Source organism: Nocardia sp. NPDC019395, from assembly GCF_040632335.1.
Taxonomy (GTDB): domain Bacteria; phylum Actinomycetota; class Actinomycetes; order Mycobacteriales; family Mycobacteriaceae; genus Nocardia.
Map to the genome: position 1 here is coordinate 1,418,860 of NZ_JBEYBT010000001.1, position 19,012 is coordinate 1,437,871.

Below are 19,012 nucleotides of genomic sequence, written 5' to 3' on the forward strand. Positions count from 1 at the left end.
GAACCATGTCGAAGTGGCGTTTCCGCGGGATCGTGGCGGTGCTGGCGAGCGCGGTGCTGGCGTCGACCGCCTGTGTGCAGTCCGATGACACGACCTATGAGGTGTTCGACGATCCGGCCGGCACGCCGGGGTTCTCGCTGCCGGATCAGCCGCGGGTGGTGGCGCTCGGCTGGTCGGACGGTGGGGTCGCGGTCGAGCTGGGTGTGCGGCCCGTGGCGATCTATGACTGGATGGGTTTCGGGGAGGACACCAAGGGGGTCGGTGAATGGGATGTGGCGGGGTTCGGGGACACCTCGCCGGAGTTGTTGTCCGCGCAGAGCGCCGGTGAGTTCAATATGCAGCAGATCGAGGAGCTCGATCCGGATCTGATCCTCAATGTGCGGGCGAAGGCGGACAGCGCGGTGACCGATCGTTTGCGTGAGATCGCACCGGTGGTGACGGCGCCGGAGGGGACCGGCGATTTCGCGGTCGATTGGCGGACTCAGGCGCAGATCATCGGCGCGGCTCTCGGGAAAGGCGCGGACGCGGACAGGATTGTCGCGGAGACGACGACCGCGCAGCAGACTGTCGCCCGTGAGCATCCGGAGTTCGCGGGCAAGCGGTTCGTCTACGCCGCGAAGTTCGGCACTGCCTACGGTGCGTATCTGGCGGGTGATGCCCGGTTCGATTTCTTCGCCGATCTGGGTTTTGTGCAGAATCCGCCGGTGACGCGGTTGCAGAGTTCGGGGTTTTTCGCGCAGGTCCCGGTGGAGCGGGTTGGTGATCTCGATTCGCAGGCCGGTGTTTTCACGACGATCGGGTTACCGTTCGCCGATCTCGAGAACGACCCCTTGATCAATTCGCTGGCGGTGGTGCGTGACGGTCACGCGGTGCGGTTGCCGGAGAACGATCCGGCGGTTCTGGCGTTGTCGGCGGGAACTCCGAAGTCGTTGGGTTTCGCGCTGGATCGCATCACTCCGCAGTTGGCGGCCGCGGTGGAGTGAGTGTCCGCGGTGCGGTTTCGCGGTTGTCGAGGGTGCGCAGGGTGGTGAGCAGGCACCACAGGGCGACGGTGAGCAGGCATCCCCCGGCGCCGTAGATCAGGAAGACCGCCCGGGTCGGGACCGCGTTCGACACCAGGCCCGCGACGACCGCGCCCATCGACAGGGCGATGGTGAGTTGCGCGGTCCACAGGCCGGAGACGCGGCCGCGGAAAGCGTCGGGGGTGTGGGCCTGGACTACCGCGAATCGTGCGATATCGCTGACCACGCGGCCCGCGCCGTGGGCGGCGAGGCCGGTGAAGACCGCGACGGTCGCGCCGGCGAGGCCGGCCCCGGCGATTCCGGCGGCCGAGATCAGGGTGGCCGCGAAGATCACTTGGCCGCCGCGGCGGATCGATCCGGTCCAGCCGGAGGTGAGCGAGCCGATTACCGCCCCGACCGCGGGTGCGGCGAACAGTAGTCCCGCGGTGGTTTCTCCGCCGTGCAGTACCTCGGTCACGTATTCGGGGATGAGTACGTTCCATCCGGAGAGCAGCATGGTGACGCAGCCGACGAGCAGGGTCGCGCCGACGATCCGGTGCCCGGCGACGAAGCGGAAGCCGGACAGTGCGGCCCGTAGCGGCGATTCGTTGTGGCCGCGCTCGGCGGTCATCCGGCTGAGCCGGGCGATGAGCACGGTGGTCACGAGGCCGGCGGCGGCGGCAAGCCAGTAGTTGGCCGCGACGTCGAGCCATGCGATGAGTAGTCCGGCGAGCGCGGGCGCCGCCATCTGGCCGAGGTCGGCGGTGAGTGCCATCAGCGCGGCTCCCGCGGCCAGTTTGTCGTGCGGGACGAGGCCGGGCATGGCGGCGACGAGCGCGGTTTCGGAGATTCCTCCGGTCAGTCCGTCGATGACGGCGCAGAGCAGAATGATCCACAGCCGCGGTTCGGGGAGCATCGCGTTCACCCCGAGTAGTGCGAATCCGAGGGTCGCGGCGGCTCGGGAGGACACGATCACGGCGCGGCGGTCGTAGTGGTCGGCGGCGGGGCCGCCGATGAGGGTGCCGGCGAAGGCGGAGATCCCGATGACGGTGGCGACGGTCGCGACCATGGTGGTGGAATCGGTGAGCTGATACACCTGGATCGGTAGCGCGACCACCAGGAATCCGATGCCGAATACCGAGATGGTGCGGGCCGCGAACAGGGTCCGGAAATCGCGGCTGGTTCGCAGCGGCGCCAGGTCGACCGCGATCTTGCGCGTCGATGCCCCTGTCAGGATGCGTCGGCGGTTGCCTCCTGGCATGGGCGGCTCCTCTCCCTGTTCGTGCGGCCGGTGCGCGGCGGCGACGGCTGGTAGAGGGTACCGGGCACCGGGCGGGCGGGATCGATGTGGTGGAGGCCGGAACGTGGCGGGCCCGGGTTGTGGGCAATGGTGGGCTGTTCTCGTGTCGCTGGATCGACCCGCAGGTTCACATGGTGCGCTACCGAACGCCCGGTGGGAGATAGGCTCGGGCGATCGGGCTCGTATCGGCGACGACCTCTCGGAGGCGGGCTATGCGCGGACGGCGGTTGGTGGCTCTCGGTGCGGTGGTTACGGCGGCCGGGCTGGTCGCGGGGTGCGGTGAGATCGAGGCGCCGGTGCCGTCCGGGGCGACGGTGGGGACGAGCAGCGAGGTTCCGCAGCCCGACCGGGCGGCGGGGGTTGCCATTCCGGATGGCCGGGTCGAGCATATTCTGGGCCGGGTCGAGCAGCGTGCCCGCGAGTTGATGCAGTCGACGGGTATCCCCGGTATGGCTGTGGCGGTCGTATACGAGGGGAAGGTCGTGTACGAGCAGGGCTTCGGGGTGCGGGAGGTGGGTACCGAGCAGCAGGTGGGTCCGGACACGGTGTTCCAGTTGGCGTCGTTGTCGAAACCGGTGGGGGCGACGGTGGTGGCGCGGCAGGTCGCCGAGGGGCCGGTGCGGTGGGACAGTCCGGTGCGGCAGTACGATCCCGCGTTCGCCTTGCAGAATCCCTATGTCAGCGACAATGTGACCGTCGGTGATCTGTATGCCCATCGTTCGGGGTTGCCCGATCATGCCGGGGACCGGCTGGAGGATCTGGGGTACGACCGGGCGCAGGTGCTGGAGCGGTTGCGGTTGCTGCCTTTGTCGCCTTTCCGGGCGTCCTACGATTACACGAATTTCGGGTTGACCGCGGCCGCGGTGTCGGTCGCGGCGTCGGCTCGGCTGGATTGGGCGGATCTGTCGAAGCGCAATATCTACGAGCCGCTGGGAATGGCGGCGACCAGTTCCCGGTACGCCGATTACGTGGCGGCGAAGGATCGGGCTGTGGGGCATGTGCGGGTGGACGACGCGTACCGCCGGGCCGAGCCGGGCCGGCAGCCGGATGCGCAATCGCCGGCGGGTGGGGTGAGTTCCTCGGTGGCGGATATGGCGCGGTGGATGACGATGGTGCTCGGTGACGGATCGTTCGAGGGTCGGCAGGTGGTGGCGCCGGAGGCGTTGCTGCCGGCGGTGTCACCGCAGGCGGTGTCGTCACCGCCCGGGGCGCCGGACGCGCGGGCGGGGGCGTACGGGTTCGGGTTCAATGTGGGCACGTCGGCGGCGGGACGGGTGGTGCTCGGTCATTCGGGTGCGTTCAACGCGGGTGCGGCGACAGCGTTGACGATGATCCCTTCGGCGGATGTGGGGATTGTGACGTTGACGAATGCGGCGCCGATCGGGGTGCCGGAGACGTTGAACGCCGAGTTCGCCGACCTGGTCCAGTTCGGTGAGGTCCGGGAGGACTGGGGGAATCTGTACCGGGATGCGTTCGCGCAGGTGGAGGCGCCTACCGGGGAGCTGGTCGGCAAGACACCACCACCGGCACCGGCTCCGGGGCGCCCGTTGGACAGTTACGCGGGCGAATACGGGAACGACTACTTCGGTCCGGCGACGGTCACGGTGGACGGTGACCGGTTGATGTTGACGATGGGGCCGGGAAAGGTGAGCATGCCGCTGCGGCACTGGGACGGCGATACGTTCGTTTTCACGCCGTCCGGGGAGAGCGCGGATCCCGGGACGGTGTCACAGGCCCGGTTCGACGGTGACCGGTTGTGGCTGGAGTTCTACGACAGCGACGGTCTGGGTACGTTCGTCCGTTGACCCGCGCGGCAGGCCTCTCCCCCGGGCTGCGGGATCCGCGGTTACCGCTGTGTCCCGATTTCGGCACAGTGTGTTCCCGAAACTCGGGAACGATACCGGCGGGTGGGTACGCTGCCGTTCGAGTAGCTCGGGTTTTCGTCCATCACGTCACCTTCTGCTCGGTGGTTTCCGGTCATGGGTCGTCGACCGGTCCGGCCGGGCCGGCGAGAGGAAGAACTGATGAATCCCACGATCCGCAGCGTTGTCATCCCGGTGTCCGATCTGGTCGCCGCGAAATCGGTCTATTCGGCGCTGTTCGGGGCGCCGCATACCGACCAGCCGTATTACGTCGGCTATTCCGCCGACGGGTTCGAGATCGGCCTGAACCCGAACGGCGATGTCTCGGAGGGGCCGGTGGCGTACACCGATGTCGACGATATCGAGGCGGTCCGCGCAACGCTGCTGGCGGCCGGTGCGACCGAGAGCAGCGCGCCGCGTGAGGTCGCGCCGGGCGTCAGCGTGTGCGTGTTGCGGGATGCCGACGGGAACACGTTCGGTCTGCGGGGTAAGTAGCGCAGGCACGCGGCCGGGGAGGTGTCGCACATTCCCGGCCGCGCGGTGACCGGCCCGTCATCGATTCCGGACAGTTCCGAAAGTCGTTGCTTCGGAACTATTTTCCGCCACCGACGTATTCGGCGAGGTGTTCGCCGGTGAGGGTGGATCGGGCGGCGACCAGATCGGCGGGGGTGCCTTCGAAGACGATCGTGCCGCCGTCGTGGCCGGCGCCGGGTCCCAGGTCGATGATCCAGTCCGCGTGCGCCATGACCGCCTGATGGTGTTCGATGACGATCACGGATTTACCGGAGTCGACGAGCCGGTCCAGCAGGCCCAGCAGCTTTTCGACGTCGGCGAGATGCAGACCGGTGGTCGGCTCGTCGAGCACGTAGATACCTCCGGTATCGGCCATCTGAGTCGCCAGCTTGACCCGTTGCCGTTCACCGCCGGACAGGGTGGTGAGCGGCTGCCCGAGTTTGATGTAGCCCAGGCCGACGTCGACGAGGCGGTCGAGGATTTTATGGGCCGCCGGGATCCGGGCGTCGCCGGCGCCGAAGAATTCCTCGGCTTCGGCGACCGACATGGCGAACACTTCGGCGATATTCCGGCCGCCGAACGTGTACTCCAGGACCTGTGCCTGGAACCGCCGGCCCTCGCATTCCTCGCAGGGGGATTCGACGGTGGCCATGACACCCAGGTCGGTGTAGATGACACCGGCACCGTTACAGGTCGGGCAGGCGCCTTCGGAGTTGGAACTGAACAGGGCGGGTTTGACCCCGTTGGCTTTGGCGAAGGCTTTGCGGATCGGGTCGAGCAGGCCGGTGTAGGTGGCCGGGTTGCTGCGCCGGGAACCCTTGATCGGGGTCTGGTCGACGGTGACGACCCCGTCGCGGCGGGCCACCGAACTGTCGATGAGTGAGCTCTTGCCGGAGCCGGCGACGCCGGTGAGGACCACCAGCACCCCGAGCGGGATATCGACGTCGACATCGCGCAGGTTGTGTGAGGTGGCGCCGCGCACCTGCAAGGCGCCGGTGGGTGTGCGCACCGACGGTTTCAGGGCGGCGCGGTCGTCGAGGTGGTGCCCGGTGATGGTGCCGCTGGCGCGCAGACCGTCGACACTTCCTTCGAACATCACCTGGCCACCGTCGGTGCCCGCGCGGGGGCCGAGGTCGATGATGTGATCGGCGACGGCGATGACCTCGGGTTTGTGTTCGACGACCAGGACGGTGTTGCCCTTGTCGCGCAGTTGCAGCAGCAGTTCGTTCATTCGCGCGATGTCGTGCGGGTGCAGCCCGATGGTCGGTTCGTCGAAAACGTAGGTGACGTCGGTGAGCGAGGACCCGAGGTGCCGGATCATTTTCGTCCGTTGCGCCTCACCACCGGACAGGGTGCCCGCGGGGCGTTCGAGTGACAGATATCCGAGGCCGATCTCGACGAACGAGTCGAGTGTCTGGCCGAGCGCGGTCAGTAGCGGCGCGACGGACGGTTCGTCGAGGTCGCGTACCCAGTCGGCCAGATCGCTGATCTGCATGGTGCAGGCGTCGGCGATGCTGATTCCCTTGATCTTCGACGACCGTGCTTCCGCACTGAGCCGGGTGCCGCCGCAATCGGGGCAGACGTCGAAGGTGATCGCCTTGTCGACGAAGGCGCGGATATGCGGTTGCATCGCCTCCCGGTCCTTGGACAGGAAGGATTTCTGGATCTTCGGGATCAGGCCTTCGTAGGTGACGTTGACGCCTTCCACCTTGATCCTGGTGGGCTCTTTGTAGAGCAGGTCGTTCAACTGTTTCTTCGTGAATTTCTTGATCGGTTTATCCGGGTCGAAGAAACCGCAGCCGCGGAAGATGCGGCCGTACCAGCCCTCCATGCTGTATCCGGGGATGGTGAGGGCGCCGTCGTTGAGTGATTTGCTGTCGTCGTAGAGCGCGGTGAGATCGAAATCGGAGACCGATCCGCGGCCTTCGCAGCGCGGGCACATCCCGCCGGTGATGCTGAAGCTGCGTCGTTCCCGCACTGTCTGCCCGCCCTTTTCGACGGTGACCGCGCCCGCTCCGCTGATGGAGGCGACGTTGAAGGAGAACGCCTGCGGTGAGCCGATATGCGGGGTGCCGAGCCGGCTGAACAGGATCCGCAGCATGGCGTTGGCGTCGGTGGCGGTGCCGACGGTGGAGCGGGGGTCGGAGCCCATCCGTTCCTGGTCGACGATGATGGCGGTCGTCAGGCCGTCGAGGACGTCGACATCGGGGCGGGCCTGGTTGGGCATGAATCCCTGGATGAACGCGCTGTAGGTTTCGTTGATCAGCCGCTGCGATTCCGCGGCGATGGTGCTGAAGACCAGCGAACTCTTTCCCGAACCGGAAACCCCGGTGAACACGGTCAGCCTGCGTTTCGGGATTTCGACGCTGATGTCTTTGAGGTTGTTCTCGCGTGCGCCGTACACGCGGATCAGGTCGTGGGTGTCGGCGACGTGCGGTTCCGCCGGTCGCGTACCGGATTTCGTGGCCGTGCTCATCTGCTCTCCCTCTGGTATCCGGGCCGCGATGCGGTCCCTGTCGCCGTCGTCCGGCCGATCCGGCCGGGCGGCGCCGACAGCTTTCGTCGTCCGCCCGGTCCGTTATCGAATATCGCGCCGGCTTCGCTACACCGGCGGTCGGGTTGTCTGCCGCGCTCAGCCGGCCTGCTGGATGCGGATCATATTTCCGGCGGGATCGCGGACGGCGCAGTCGCGGATCCCGTACGGCTGGTCGGTGGGTTCCTGGACGATTTCGACGTCACCCGCTTGCAGCCGGTCGAAGGTGCCGTCGAGGTCCGCCGTGGCGAGGTTGATCGAGGCGTAGGTGCCTTTGGCCATCATCTCGGTGATGGTGCGGCGCTCGTCGTCGGTGATACCCGGATCCACGGCCGGCGGGGTGAGCACGATGGAGGTGCCGGGCTGACCGACGGGGCCGACGGTCAGCCAGCGCAGCCCCTCGTAGCCCACATCTTTGCGCACCTCGAATCCGAGGAGGTCACGGTAGAAGGCCAGTGCCGCGTCCGGGTCGTCGTGCGGGAGGTAGCTGGCATTGATGGTGAGGTTCATGACGACGACGCTAGCCGCGCCGCGGTGACCTGCGCTTCTCGATTCCTGATCGGTCTTGTCACCTGTTTGGCGACGCAGGGCGGCATCCCGGCGACCTCACCCGCGGCGCGCTGCCGGTAGCTGCTGGGCGGTTCACCGACCAGTTCGGTGAACCGGGTGCTGAAGGTGCCCAGCGACGAGCAGCCGACCGCGAAGCAGACCTCGGTGACGCTCATATCGCCGCGCCGCAACAGTGCCTTCGCACGCTCGATCCGCCGGGTCATCAGGTATCCGTACGGTGATTCGCCGTAGGCGAGCCGGAACTGGCGGCTGAGGTGACCGGCCGACATATTGACCCCGCGGGCAAGCGCTTCGACATCGAGGGGTTGCGCGTATTCGCGGTCCATCCGGTCCCGGACCCGGCGCAGCAGCGCGAGATCGCGCAGTTTCGGGTCGGCGGACGGTTTGCTGGTCACGGGGGAAATCGTGCCATATGGCGGGGGTGTTGCCCAGTGCCGCGCGGCCGGGCCTCGTTCTCAGGTGCCGAGCCAGGCGAGGGCGGCGGCGGTGAGAGCGGTGACGCCGGTGTCGAGTGTGGGCTGGGGTACGGGTGCGAAGAACGGACTGTGGTTGACCGGGATATCCCGGGCGATGGTCCCGTTCCGCTCGGCTGCGGCGTAGGCGGCCGGATCGGTTCCGCCGATACCCCAGTAGGTGAACGGGATACCGAACGCGGCCGGGATCTCGCTCATATCCTCGCTCGCGGTCTGGAGGTCGATGGTGTGCGCGTTGTCGCCGAAGGTCTCGGCGAAGGCGGCGGCGACCGTCCGAGTGGTATCCGTGTCGTTCACGGTGGGCGGGAACGTGGTGATGGTTTCGATTTCGGGGTCGCGTGCGGCGCCGGCGCTCGCGGCTTCGGCGCGCAGGATCCGTTCGACGGCGTGCAAGACGTGGTCGCGGACGGCGGTGTCGTAGGTGCGGATATTGATTTCGAGGACCGCGCGGTCCGGTATCACGTTCGGTCCGGTCCCGGCATGGATACTGCCGACGGTGACCACGGCGGGTGTGGTGGCCGCTATCTCCCGGGAAACCACGGTCTGCAACTTCACCACGCACATCGCGGCCATGACGACGGGGTCGACGGCGGCCTGGGGCTGGCTGCCGTGCGCGCCGCGACCGTACAGGGTGACTCGCAGGCTGTCTGCGGCGGCGAGGAACGGGCCGGGGCGGGTGCCGACGTAGCCCGCGGGGTACGGCAGAACGTGCTGGGCGAGTGCCACATCGGGTGCCGGGATCTTGCCGGCGAGTCCGTCGTCGACCATCGCGCGGGCACCGTCACCGTTCTCCTCCGACGGCTGGAACAGGGTGACGAGTGTTCCGTGCCACGCCTGCGTGGCATCCGCCATCAGCCCGGCGAAACCGACGAGGGACGCGATATGGATATCGTGACCGCAAGCGTGCATCACGGGCTGCCGGGTGCCGCCACGGTCGACGGTGACGGTGGAGGCGTACGGCAGGCCGGTGGCTTCTTCCACCGGGAGGGCGTCCATATCGGCGCGCAGCAGCACGGTCGGTCCCGGGCCGTTGCCCAGCACACCGGTCACTCCGGTGCCACCGATTCCGGTGGTGACCTGGTATCCGCGGGTTTGCAACGCGGTCGCGACCCGGTCGGCGGTGCGATGTTCCCGCAGGCCGAGTTCGGGGTGTGCGTGCAGGTCGCGGTAGAGGTTCTCGATATCGTCGCGGGCGTCGTCGAGGCCGGCGAGCACGGTGGAGACGTTGCGGTTCATCGGTGCTGCCTTCCGCTGGGGCCGGGGTCAGCTGCCTTCTTCTGTTCCGGGATCGCGTCTGCGGCGTCTGCGCCGTGGTGGCCGGGTACCGCGGAAGGCCGCGGCCAAACGGGTGTGCGGCTGCCAGTTCAGCCCGTTGGGTAGTCCCCAGCCGAACCGGACCGCGGCCAGCCGCAACACCAGTGAGCAGAAGATGCCCAGCACGATTCCGAGGGCGGGCGCACCGAGATACGTGCAGGTGACCATGGTGCCCGCGACCACCGCGGCGACGGTCGCGTACAGGCCGTTGCCGCCGAAAACCGCCGGAACGCGGCGCAGCAGGACGTCACGGGTGGCGCCGCCGCCGACAGCGGTCGTGATGCCCAGCAGCACGGCGGGCAGCCAGCCGAGTCCAGCGGCGAGTGTTTTCTGCGCGCCGGTGACGGCCCAGAAACCGATCACGGCGGCATCGAGGGCGGTGAACAGGCGGTCCCAGGAGTTTTCGCTGAGATGGATGACGAAGGCGATCAGGGTGCCGGCGACCGCGGTGGGCAGGTAGGCGTAGTCGGTGAGGGCTACCGGTGGGCCCTGCTGCAGCAGGGTGTCGCGGATGATGCCGCCGCCGAGCCCGGACACGATGCCCACGACCAGGAACCCGAACAGGTCGAGCCCCTCGGTCCGCGACACCGCACCGCCGAGCATGGCGCACGCCAGCACGCCTGCCAGGTCCAGATACCGCGTGACCTGGTCGATGGTGTCGATGGGTGCGGCCACGGCAGCAAACTAACACGCGCGGTTATCTTCCCCCGCCGGCCGCGAGCCGCATCAGATCGGTGTCGAGGTCGACGGTGGTTTCGGTGCCACCGGCACTACCGAAGGTGTGCTGGTAGCTGTCCCAGGATTCGTCCTTGACCTTATGGGCGAATTCGCTTTCCATCAGCAGGACCAGCTCCAGGGCGGCGCGGTCGATCCGCTTGTTCAGGTCGTTGTCACTCCAGTCCTCGGCCGCGGCGAACAGGGAGGTCGGCACGGTCATGGTCCGCAGGTAGGCGAACAGGCCGCGCATCTGTTCGTCGACGACCAGGGCGTGCCGGGCGGTGCCGGCGGTGGCCGCGAGGATTACCGGTTTGGCGATCAGCAGGTCGTTGTCCAGGACGTGGAAGAACGAGGTGAGCAGTCCGCTCGGTGCCGCCTTGTAGACGGGGGCCGCGACGACCAGTCCGTCCGCGGCCGCGAGTTTCTCGACAGCGGCGGTCATTTTCGGGCCCATGAGCTGGGAGACCAGGGCGGTGGTGATCTCGGTCGCCAGTTCCCGCAGGTCGATCACGCTGACCGTGACGGTCGCGCCGCGGCGGGCCGCCACCGTGCCGATCCGCGCGGAGACGCGGTCGGCGAGCATCCGGGTCGACGACGGGTTGCTGGTTCCGCCGCTGACCACGACCAGCCGGTAGGGCTCGTGCGTCTGTCCGTTCGTGTTCATGGTTGCTTCCTGTTCGTGGTGTCGGCGAGTTTTCCGCAGATTTCTTCGAGGCTGCGCAGGTCTTCGTCGCTGAGCGCGCTCGTCAGCGCCCGCGCGACGCCGACGGCGTGGCGGCCGCCGATGCGGCGCTGCTGGGTCCGGCCCTCGTCGGTGAGGGAGAGCCGGACCCCGCGCCCGTCCCGGCTGTCCCGGGTGCGCTGGACGAAACCGCGTTCGACCAGCCGGTCCACCATCCGGGACAGCGCCGGTTGGGTGAGCAGGACGTGCCGGTTCAGCTCCGCGGGGCGGATGGGTTCGGGGCATTTCGACAGCGTGTAGAGGACGTCGTATTCCCGCATGGTCAACCCGTGCCAGACGTCCTCGGCCGCGAACTGTTTCATCAGCAGGGCGTGCGCTGTCAGCAACGATTCCCAGGCGTCGTTGGCCAGCCGGCTGCTGGTTCTGGTCATTTCCCGGCCGAGGTCGGGGCGGCGTCCAGGTACGGGCTGGCGCCGGCTAGGTTGTCACCCTGGTTGGCGTTGGGGCGGGCCTGCCGGGGCGGGGTATCGCCGTAGGCCGCGGTGACCCGCGCCTGGTGGGTGGGAGCCGGCGCCGATTCCGGATCACGGCGGGCGTCCAGTTCTTTGCGCAGGACCGGGACGACTTCCTCGCCGAGCAGGTCGAGCTGGTTCAGCACCGTTTTCAACGGCAGTCCGGCGTGATCCATCAGCCACAGTTGGCGCTGATAGTCACCGAAGGTGTCGTGGAAGGTGAGCGTTTTGTCGATGATCTCCTGCGGGCTGCCGACCGACAGAGGTGTCATCTCGGCGAAATCCTCCAGTGTCGGCCCGTGACCGTAGACCGGTGCCTCGTTGAAGTAGGGCCGGAATTCGTTCCACGCGTCCTGGGATTTCTTCGCGATATAGGCCTGCCCGCCGAGCCCGACGATGGCCTGTTTCTTGGTGCCGTGACCGTAATGCTCGAACCGCTGCCGGTAGAACTCGATGAGCTGCAGCGAATGCGCGGTGGGCCAGAAGATGTGGTTGGCGAAGAAACCGTTGCCGTAGTAGGCGGCCTGTTCCGCGATCTCCGGGGTGCGGATGGAGCCGTGCCAGACGAACGGCGGCACACCGTCGAGGGGCCGCGGGGTCGCGGTGAAGCTCTGCAGTGGGGTGCGGTGCTTGCCTTCCCAGTCGACGACATCTTCGCGCCACAGCCGGTGCAGCAGGTTGTAGTTCTCCAACGCGAGCGGCAGGCCCGCACGGATGTCCTTACCGAACCACGGGTAGACGGGTCCGGTGTTACCGCGGCCGAGCATGAGGTCCATCCGGCCCTGGGACAGATGCTGCAGCATCGCGTAGTCCTCGGCGATCTTCACCGGGTCGTTGGTGGTGATCAGGGTGGTCGCGGTGGTCAGGATCAGTCGCTCGGTGGTGGCCGCGATATGCGCGAGCAGCGTGGTCGGCGAGGAGGAGAAGAACGGCGGGTTGTGGTGCTCGCCGATGGCGAACACATCGAGTCCCACCTCTTCTGTTTTCTTCGCGATCTGCACGATCGCGTCGATGCGCTCGGTTTCGCTGGGTGTCACGCCGGACACGGGGTCACGGGTGATATCGCTGACCGAGAAGATTCCGAACTGCATTGTGTATCGCTCCCACCGTCGGTTCTATGCGTTTGCATCTAGTTGAACCGAGGGGGTGGTCCGGTTATTCCGATGCCCGCCGGCCCGGGCATCGCAACCCTGTCCGCACGAGGAGGGAGGGGCACCCTCGGGTTCGCACCGGTCAGGGTGCGTGGTGGCGGGTACGGGACGGCGCCGGCCGCGCGGTGAGGGATTCCAGGTCACGGATGGCGGCACAGCTGCGCCGGACCATGGTGGCGAACATGGCGTCACCCCGGTCGGTCGGTGTGCCGTAGGCGGCGCCGAAGACGGCGACCAGCGGTCCCTGCAGGGTGGCGAACCGGTAGTCCTGCAGGCAATCGTCGAACGAGTAGCCGGCGACCCCGAGGTCGGCCAGCCGCCGATGATAGGTGGCGACGAGGTTCCGCTCTTCGGTTCGGCGGGTACCGGCGTCGAGACTGGTGGTGACGAAGTAGGCGAGGTCGCGGGCGGGCAGCCCGAGGTTGACCGTCTGCCAGTCGACGGCGGTGACCCGCGCCGGCTCGCCCGCACCGAACAGCAGATTGTCGAGCCGGTAGTCGCCGTGGACGAGACCGAAACGTTCCGGGCACGCGATCAGCCAGTCGGCGATGGTGTCACCGCAGGCACGGACGGTGTCACGGTCTTCGGGGGCGAGCCGGTCGCCGAGCCGGTCGAGGAAGATCTCGGTGGTCGGTCCGTAGAGCTCACCCAGCGTCCCGGCTTCCTCGGGTCCGTTGCGACTGAACCCCTCGATATCCAGCAGAGCGTCGTCACACCAGCGAGGCGCGTGCAGTCCCGCGAGGTTGGCGACGGCCGGGTGAGCCTCCGCGACCGAGCATCCGGCGATCTGATCGCCCTGGCAGGCCGGGGCCAGATCCTCCAGCAGGAGTACGAATTCGCTGCCGTCACCGTGGATTTCGGCGTGGTAGCAGCGGGGGGTGCGGACGGCGACGGTGCCGGCGATCTCGGTGTAGAAACGGACTTCCTGCCGGTAGGCACCGGCAAGCATGGCGCGAGTGCCGGGATCGGCGGCCGGCAGTTTCGCCAGCAGGCTGTCCGGTACACCGTCTCCGGTGAGCCGCAGCCGGTACACCGAGCCGATTTGGCCGGTTCCGACGGGTTCGGCGGTTATTTCACGGACGGGGGTGCCCAGAGCGGCGGTGAGCCATTCGGGCGTGAGGTCGCCGATTTCGACGGGTGCGGTCATTGGGAGTTCCTGTCGGGAGTTCGGTGCCGGCGCCATGCCGCGACCACCGGTTCCAGTTCGGTGGGGGTGTTGCCGTGCAGGATGACGCCGTCGACGCCGGCGGTGAACTGGTCGGTGATCCTGGCCGCGCACTGCGCGGTGGTGCCGGTTGCCGAGGCGGCGAGCCATTCGGCGGGCAGTAGCTCCTCGACGGCGGTGAGGGTTTCCGGGTCGGCGACCGCGTCGAGCGCGCCACCGGCGCCGGTGACCAGCGGATGCGCGCGGAAATCGTCGAGTACCCGCTGGTCCCAGCCGTTGACCCGGACCAGGATATCGCCGTAACCCTGCAGGTAGGTGCCGAGCCGGCCGACGAGTTTGCGAAGCCGCGCGGTTTCGCCCTGGGTATCGTCCACCACGACCAGGACCGAGTGGATCCGGACGCTGTTCGGGTCACGGCCGGCGGCTTCGGCGGCGGCGCGGACGGCCTGCACCGCGCGGGCGGTGGTGTCGTCGGTGAAGAAGGTGTGCAGGACGACCGAATCGGCGATCTCACCGGCCAGGCGCAGGGTGTTGGGGCCGATCGCGGTGAGGGTGACCGGGATCTTCTCGTCGTAGGTGGGGTCGAGTTGCAGCAGTGGGTACTTACCGGCGGGCCCGTCGTGACCGAGGACGGTTTCGCCGCGCCAGAGCCGCCGGTAGAGGTCGACGGCGTCGCGGAGCTGCGCGGAGGTGATGCGCGGGAGCCCGATCACGTCGAAAAGGGCGTCGAATCCGCGACCCAGGCCGAGGCTGTAGCGGCCCTGGGTGAGCCGGTGCAGGGTGACCGCGCCCGCCGCGGTGACCAGCGGGTGGCGGGTGTTGTGGTTGGTGGCGGCGGTACAGATGCGCAGATCGGTGGTGACAGCGCCCGCGGCGGCCGCGAGGGTGAACGCTTCCTTGGTGTTGAAGCGTTCGGACAGGAACATGGTGCCGAATCCGAGGCGTTCGGCGGCACGGGCCTCGTCCAACAGGATGTGCGGGTCGGTGGCATGACCGGCGAGGCCGTAGCAGCCCAGTTCGGGAAATTCGCTCATCGGACTACCGCGCCTGCGCGTTGCTGCCACTGATCATGGCGTGCAGTTCGTCCTGGGACCACGGCGGAGTGTCGTTGTGGTCGCGGAAACCGAGGATGCTGGGAGTGGGCCGGTCATAGCGGCCGACGAAACCGCCCGCGGCGACGAATATCTGCCCGGTGATCTTCTCGGCTGCCGCGCCGGCGAGATACAGGTACAGCTGGGCGACGTATTCGGCGGGTGGGGCGTCGAGGGCGGCGTCCTTGCTCATTTCGTCGAGCATCCCGCGGCGGTAGAGCTCCATGATCTTGGCTTCGTAGGCGAAACCGCTGGAGAGCCGCGTTTTGGCGCCGGGGCAGACGACATTGGCGCGGATATCGTGCTCGGCGAGTTCGGCGGCGATGGCGAGGGTGAGGCTGTTGACCGCGCCTTTGCCGGCCGCGTATCCGGTGCCGCCGTAGTCCCCCAGGTAGGCGAACGAACTGGTGTTGATGATGCTGCCGCGGCGCTGGGCGACCATTTTCGGGGCGGCGGCACGGCAGGTGTTGAAGGTGGTGGTGAGGTGGGAGTCGAGCAGGGCACGCCAGTCGCGGGTCGTGACATTCAGGATCGAGGATGCGTCCGGTTCGGCGATACCGGCGCAGTTGACCAGGATGTCGATGGTGCCGAAGGTGCGGATACAGGTGTCGACGAGTTCGGTGGCGACCGCTTCGTCGGCAGCGCTGCCCGCCACGCCGACCGCGCGCTGACCGCCGAGAGTCACGGAATTGACGGTGCGTTCGACGGCGGTTTCGTTTCGGCCGTTCACGACGACTCCGGCGCCGTGCCGGGCCAGGGTGTGGGCGACGGCGTGACCGATACCGCTGGTGGCGCCGACGACGACGGCTCCGCGTCCCCATAGGGTCTGCTGCCCGCTCATGGACCTGCTCTCGTTTCCGGGGCCGGCGAATAACCGCGGCCGAACACTATTCCGTACAGGTGTCCAGGCAGTATGGCACTGTGACGGTGCCGCGTCAGCGGATCGTTGATTTGACCGAATGAGTACGGCCTTGCCTCTCGTCAACACCCCGTAGTACTGTCTGGACAGGTGTCTACCATAGATCCTGGACAGTAATCTGGGGAAGGATTTCCACATGACTTCGGTGAAACCGCCGCGGGTGTCCGGAGGCGAGCACGAACACGGCCACCTGGAGGAGTTCCGCACCGACCCGATCGCGCTGATGCGGCGGGTCCGGGAGGAATGCGGCGATGTTGGCCAGTTCGAACTCGCCGGTCGCCATGTCATCCTGCTCACGGGAGCCGAAGCCAACGAATTCTTCTTCCGCTCCGCGGACGAAGACCTCGACCAGGCCGCCGCCTACCCGTTCATGAAACCGATCTTCGGCGAAGGCGTAGTCTTCGACGCCAGCCCGGAACGCCGCAAGGAGATGCTGCACAACTCCGCGTTGCGCGGCGACCAGATGCGCGGCCACGCCGCGACAATCGAACGCGAAGTCGACCGGATGCTGGCGAACTGGGGCGACGAAGGCGAAATCGACCTGCTCGACTTCTTCGCCGAACTCACCATCTACACGTCCTCGGCCTGCCTGATCGGCACGAAATTCCGCGAGGAACTCGACAGCCGGTTCGCGCATCTCTACCACAACCTGGAACGCGGTACCGACGCCCTCGCCTACGTCGACCCGTACATGCCGATCGAAAGCTTCCGGATCCGCGACGAATCCCGGGCGAAACTGGTCGAACTCGTCCAGGACATCATGGACGTCCGGATCGCGAACCCGCCCGCCGACAAGGAAGACCGCGATCTGCTCGACGTCCTCGTCTCGGTCAAGGGCGAGGACGGCAAACTACATTTCAGTGCCAGCGAAGTCACCGGCATCTTCATCTCGATGATGTTCGCCGGCCACCACACCACCTCCGGCACCGCCGCCTGGTCGGTCATCGAACTGCTGCGCCACCCGGAAGTGCTGTCGGGCGTCGTGAAAGAACTCGACGAGCTCTACGCCGACGGCCAAGAAGTCAGCTTCCACGCGCTGCGGCAGATCCCGCAACTGGAAGCGGTACTGAAAGAAACACTGCGCCTGCATCCACCGCTGATCATCCTGATGCGCGTCGCGCAGGGCGATTTCGAGGTGTGCGGGCACAGTATCTCCGAGGGCGACCATGTCGCGGCCACCCCCGCGATCTCGAACCGGCTGCCGGAAGACTTCCCGAACCCGGAAAGTTTCGACCCCGGCCGCTATATCGACCCCAATCAAGAGGATCTCGTCAACCGCTGGACCTGGATCCCGTTCGGCGCCGGCCGCCACCGCTGCGTGGGCGCCGCGTTCGCGCTCATGCAGCTCAAGGCGATCTTCTCGGTGCTGCTGCGGGACTGGGAGTTCGAGATGGTGCAACCCTCGGAGACCTACCGCAACGACCACTCCAAGATGGTGGTGCAGCTGCAGCAGCCGTGCCGGGTGCGATACCGCCGCAGGCGCCGGGAGAGCTAGATGGCGTACGTCATCACGCAGCGCTGCTGCAACGATGCGAGCTGCGTGGCCGAATGCCCGGTGGACTGCATCCGGCCACGCCCCGAGGACCCGCAATTCGCGACCGCGGAAATGCTCTACATCGACCCGGACACCTGCATCGACTGCGGCGCCTGCTACGAGGCCTGCCCGGTGGACGCCATCTACGCCGAAGAGGATCTGCCCGGGCACCTGGACGGATTCCTCGACGTCAACGCCGGCTATTTCGCGAAACACCCGCTGGAACCGGATATGTCTCCCCCACCGCCGGTACAGCGGCTCGCCAAGGACCTCGGCACACTACGGGTCGCGATCGTCGGCACCGGGCCCGCCGCCTGCTACGCCGCCGAACAACTACTCGGCGCGGGTTCGGTGGAGGTCGAGATGTTCGACCGGCTACCCACGCCATGGGGGCTGGCCCGCTACGGAGTGGCGCCGGACCACGCGCAGACGCGCGGGGTCACCGATATGTTCACGGCCGCGTTCAAACGCGACACCCTGCAGATGTATCTGAACACCGAGATCGGCACCCACCTCTCCCACACCGAACTCCGGGAGAGCGCACACGCGGTGATCTACGCGGTCGGCGCCCCCGCCGACCGCCGCCTCGGGATCCCGGGCGAAGATCTGCCGGGCAGCCATTCCGCGACCGAATTCGTGGCCTGGTACAACGGCAACCCCGACTACGCGGACCGGGAATTCGACCTGTCCGGAGAGCGGGCGGTGATCGTCGGCAACGGAAACGTGGCCCTGGATATAGCGCGGATCCTCACCATGGACCACGAGGAGCTGGCTCGCACCGATATCGCCGATCACGCGCTGGCGGCGTTACGGCGCAGCGAAATCCGCGAGGTCGTCATCCTGGGCAGGCGCGGCCTGCTCCAGGCCGCCTACAGCGCACCGGAATTCCGGGCGCTGGGGCGGTTGACCGGGGTCGATATCGTCATCGACCCGGCGGATGTCGTACTCGACGAAGCCGCCCAGGAATTCCTGGACAGCCCGGAATCCGCCTACGAACTCGGGCTGAAAATCGCCGCCGCCGGTGAGTACGCGACCCGCCCGCCGCACGCGGGGCACAAGCGGATCCGGTTCCAGTACTGCGTATCCCCCACCGAGATCACCGGCGACGACCGGGTCCGGTCCGTGCGCTATGTGCGCAACGAACTCACCGGCCCCACCGGTTCTCCCACCGCCCGGCCGACCACCGAAACCGGTGAACTCGACGCCTCCCTGGTCTTACGCGCGGTCGGCTACCGCGGGCAAGCGATCGACGATCTGCCGTTCGACGACCGGCGCGGGGTGCTGCCCACCGACTCGGGCCGGGTCGTGAACGCGGACGGAACACCGGTACCCGGGGTGTACGCGGCCGGATGGATCAAACGCGGACCACGCGGTGTCATCGGCTCCAACCGCGCCGACGCCGCGGAAACCGTGGCCGCGATACTGGCAGATTTCCGGTCCGGCGCACTGGCTGCCCCGGACCGGGATCGGGCCGCCATGACGGAACTCGTCCGGCAACGGCAACCCGAGATGCTGGATCGCACCGCCTGGCAGGCGGTGGACCGTGCCGAACGAGCCGCGGGTGCCGCGGCGGGACGGCCACGGGTCAAACTGGCCACCGTGGAACAGTTACTGGCGACCGCACGCCGCGGCTGAATCGGTCATTGTGTGGTCTTCGGCGGCGGCTTGGCACCGG

The 19,012-nt window shown here is 67.5% G+C and carries 17 protein-coding genes; 5 read left to right on the forward strand and 12 right to left on the reverse strand.

The annotated features are described in order from the left end of the window. The first annotated feature begins 5 nt into the window (after nucleotides 1-5). A complete protein-coding gene (locus ABZ827_RS05855) occupies nucleotides 6-983 on the forward strand; it encodes an ABC transporter substrate-binding protein (RefSeq protein WP_357233214.1) in 978 nt (325 codons plus the stop codon). Here ABZ827_RS05855 and entS read toward each other — a convergent pair. Continuing rightward, complete coding sequence (gene entS, locus ABZ827_RS05860) at nucleotides 952-2,262, reverse strand: enterobactin transporter EntS (protein ID WP_357233215.1); 1,311 nt, start codon at nucleotides 2,260-2,262, stop codon at nucleotides 952-954. The two genes, ABZ827_RS05855 and entS, sit on opposite strands and share 32 nt — an antisense overlap. Nucleotides 2,263-2,513: 251 nt before the next feature. Here entS and ABZ827_RS05865 point away from each other — a divergent pair, with 251 nt between their 5' ends. Next, nucleotides 2,514-4,106 (forward strand): serine hydrolase, encoded by a 1,593-nt coding sequence (locus ABZ827_RS05865; protein WP_357233217.1) that lies wholly within the window; start codon nucleotides 2,514-2,516, stop codon nucleotides 4,104-4,106. A gap of 219 nt (nucleotides 4,107-4,325) precedes the next feature. Then, complete coding sequence (locus ABZ827_RS05870; RefSeq protein WP_357233219.1) at nucleotides 4,326-4,658, forward strand: VOC family protein; 333 nt, start codon at nucleotides 4,326-4,328, stop codon at nucleotides 4,656-4,658. 97 nt (nucleotides 4,659-4,755) lie between these two features. Here the strand turns inward: ABZ827_RS05870 and ABZ827_RS05875 are convergent, their stop codons facing one another. The 11 genes from ABZ827_RS05875 to ABZ827_RS05925 all read right to left on the reverse strand — a co-directional run bounded on the left by ABZ827_RS05875 (nucleotide 4,756) and on the right by ABZ827_RS05925 (nucleotide 15,725). Continuing rightward, nucleotides 4,756-7,152: an excinuclease ABC subunit UvrA gene (locus tag ABZ827_RS05875; protein WP_357233221.1), complete on the reverse strand. Its 2,397-nt coding sequence runs from the start codon at nucleotides 7,150-7,152 to the stop codon at nucleotides 4,756-4,758. Between the two features lie 156 nt (nucleotides 7,153-7,308). Next, on the reverse strand, nucleotides 7,309-7,719 hold the full coding sequence (locus ABZ827_RS05880) for a VOC family protein (protein WP_357233223.1): 411 nt from the start codon (nucleotides 7,717-7,719) through the stop codon (nucleotides 7,309-7,311). Then, nucleotides 7,716-8,174 (reverse strand): helix-turn-helix transcriptional regulator, encoded by a 459-nt coding sequence (locus tag ABZ827_RS05885; RefSeq protein ID WP_357233224.1) that lies wholly within the window; start codon nucleotides 8,172-8,174, stop codon nucleotides 7,716-7,718. Before ABZ827_RS05885 ends, ABZ827_RS05880 begins: the two co-directional genes overlap by 4 nt. Before the next feature lie 60 nt (nucleotides 8,175-8,234). Beyond that, nucleotides 8,235-9,488, reverse strand: coding sequence for an amidohydrolase (locus tag ABZ827_RS05890; protein WP_357233226.1), 1,254 nt, complete (start codon nucleotides 9,486-9,488; stop codon nucleotides 8,235-8,237). A gap of 27 nt (nucleotides 9,489-9,515) precedes the next feature. Further along, complete coding sequence (locus ABZ827_RS05895; RefSeq protein WP_357233228.1) at nucleotides 9,516-10,241, reverse strand: trimeric intracellular cation channel family protein; 726 nt, start codon at nucleotides 10,239-10,241, stop codon at nucleotides 9,516-9,518. A 22-nt stretch (nucleotides 10,242-10,263) separates the two neighbouring features. Further along, nucleotides 10,264-10,947 carry a CE1759 family FMN reductase gene (locus ABZ827_RS05900; protein WP_357233230.1) on the reverse strand — a complete coding sequence of 228 codons (684 nt, stop codon included), beginning with the start codon at nucleotides 10,945-10,947 and terminating at the stop codon, nucleotides 10,264-10,266. Further along, on the reverse strand, nucleotides 10,944-11,396 hold the full coding sequence (locus ABZ827_RS05905) for a MarR family transcriptional regulator (protein ID WP_357233232.1): 453 nt from the start codon (nucleotides 11,394-11,396) through the stop codon (nucleotides 10,944-10,946). The genes ABZ827_RS05900 and ABZ827_RS05905 overlap by 4 nt, the downstream gene beginning before the upstream one ends. Continuing rightward, nucleotides 11,393-12,568 carry an LLM class flavin-dependent oxidoreductase gene (locus ABZ827_RS05910; protein ID WP_357233234.1) on the reverse strand — a complete coding sequence of 392 codons (1,176 nt, stop codon included), beginning with the start codon at nucleotides 12,566-12,568 and terminating at the stop codon, nucleotides 11,393-11,395. Before ABZ827_RS05910 ends, ABZ827_RS05905 begins: the two co-directional genes overlap by 4 nt. Nucleotides 12,569-12,710: 142 nt before the next feature. Continuing rightward, a complete protein-coding gene (locus ABZ827_RS05915; protein WP_357233236.1) occupies nucleotides 12,711-13,775 on the reverse strand; it encodes a phosphotransferase in 1,065 nt (354 codons plus the stop codon). Then, nucleotides 13,772-14,827 (reverse strand): TIGR03857 family LLM class F420-dependent oxidoreductase, encoded by a 1,056-nt coding sequence (locus tag ABZ827_RS05920; protein ID WP_357233238.1) that lies wholly within the window; start codon nucleotides 14,825-14,827, stop codon nucleotides 13,772-13,774. The genes ABZ827_RS05915 and ABZ827_RS05920 overlap by 4 nt, the downstream gene beginning before the upstream one ends. Nucleotides 14,828-14,831: 4 nt before the next feature. Beyond that, the gene (locus ABZ827_RS05925) at nucleotides 14,832-15,725 is read right to left on the reverse strand and encodes an SDR family oxidoreductase (RefSeq protein WP_357233240.1); all 894 of its coding nucleotides are present in this window, start codon (nucleotides 15,723-15,725) and stop codon (nucleotides 14,832-14,834) included. Nucleotides 15,726-15,939: 214 nt separating this feature from the next. Here ABZ827_RS05925 and ABZ827_RS05930 point away from each other — a divergent pair, with 214 nt between their 5' ends. Beyond that, nucleotides 15,940-17,298: a cytochrome P450 gene (locus ABZ827_RS05930; protein ID WP_357233242.1), complete on the forward strand. Its 1,359-nt coding sequence runs from the start codon at nucleotides 15,940-15,942 to the stop codon at nucleotides 17,296-17,298. Further along, entirely contained in the window at nucleotides 17,299-18,972 is a 1,674-nt protein-coding gene (locus tag ABZ827_RS05935; RefSeq protein ID WP_357233244.1) for an FAD-dependent oxidoreductase, read from the forward strand. Nucleotides 18,973-19,012 lie beyond the last annotated feature (40 nt).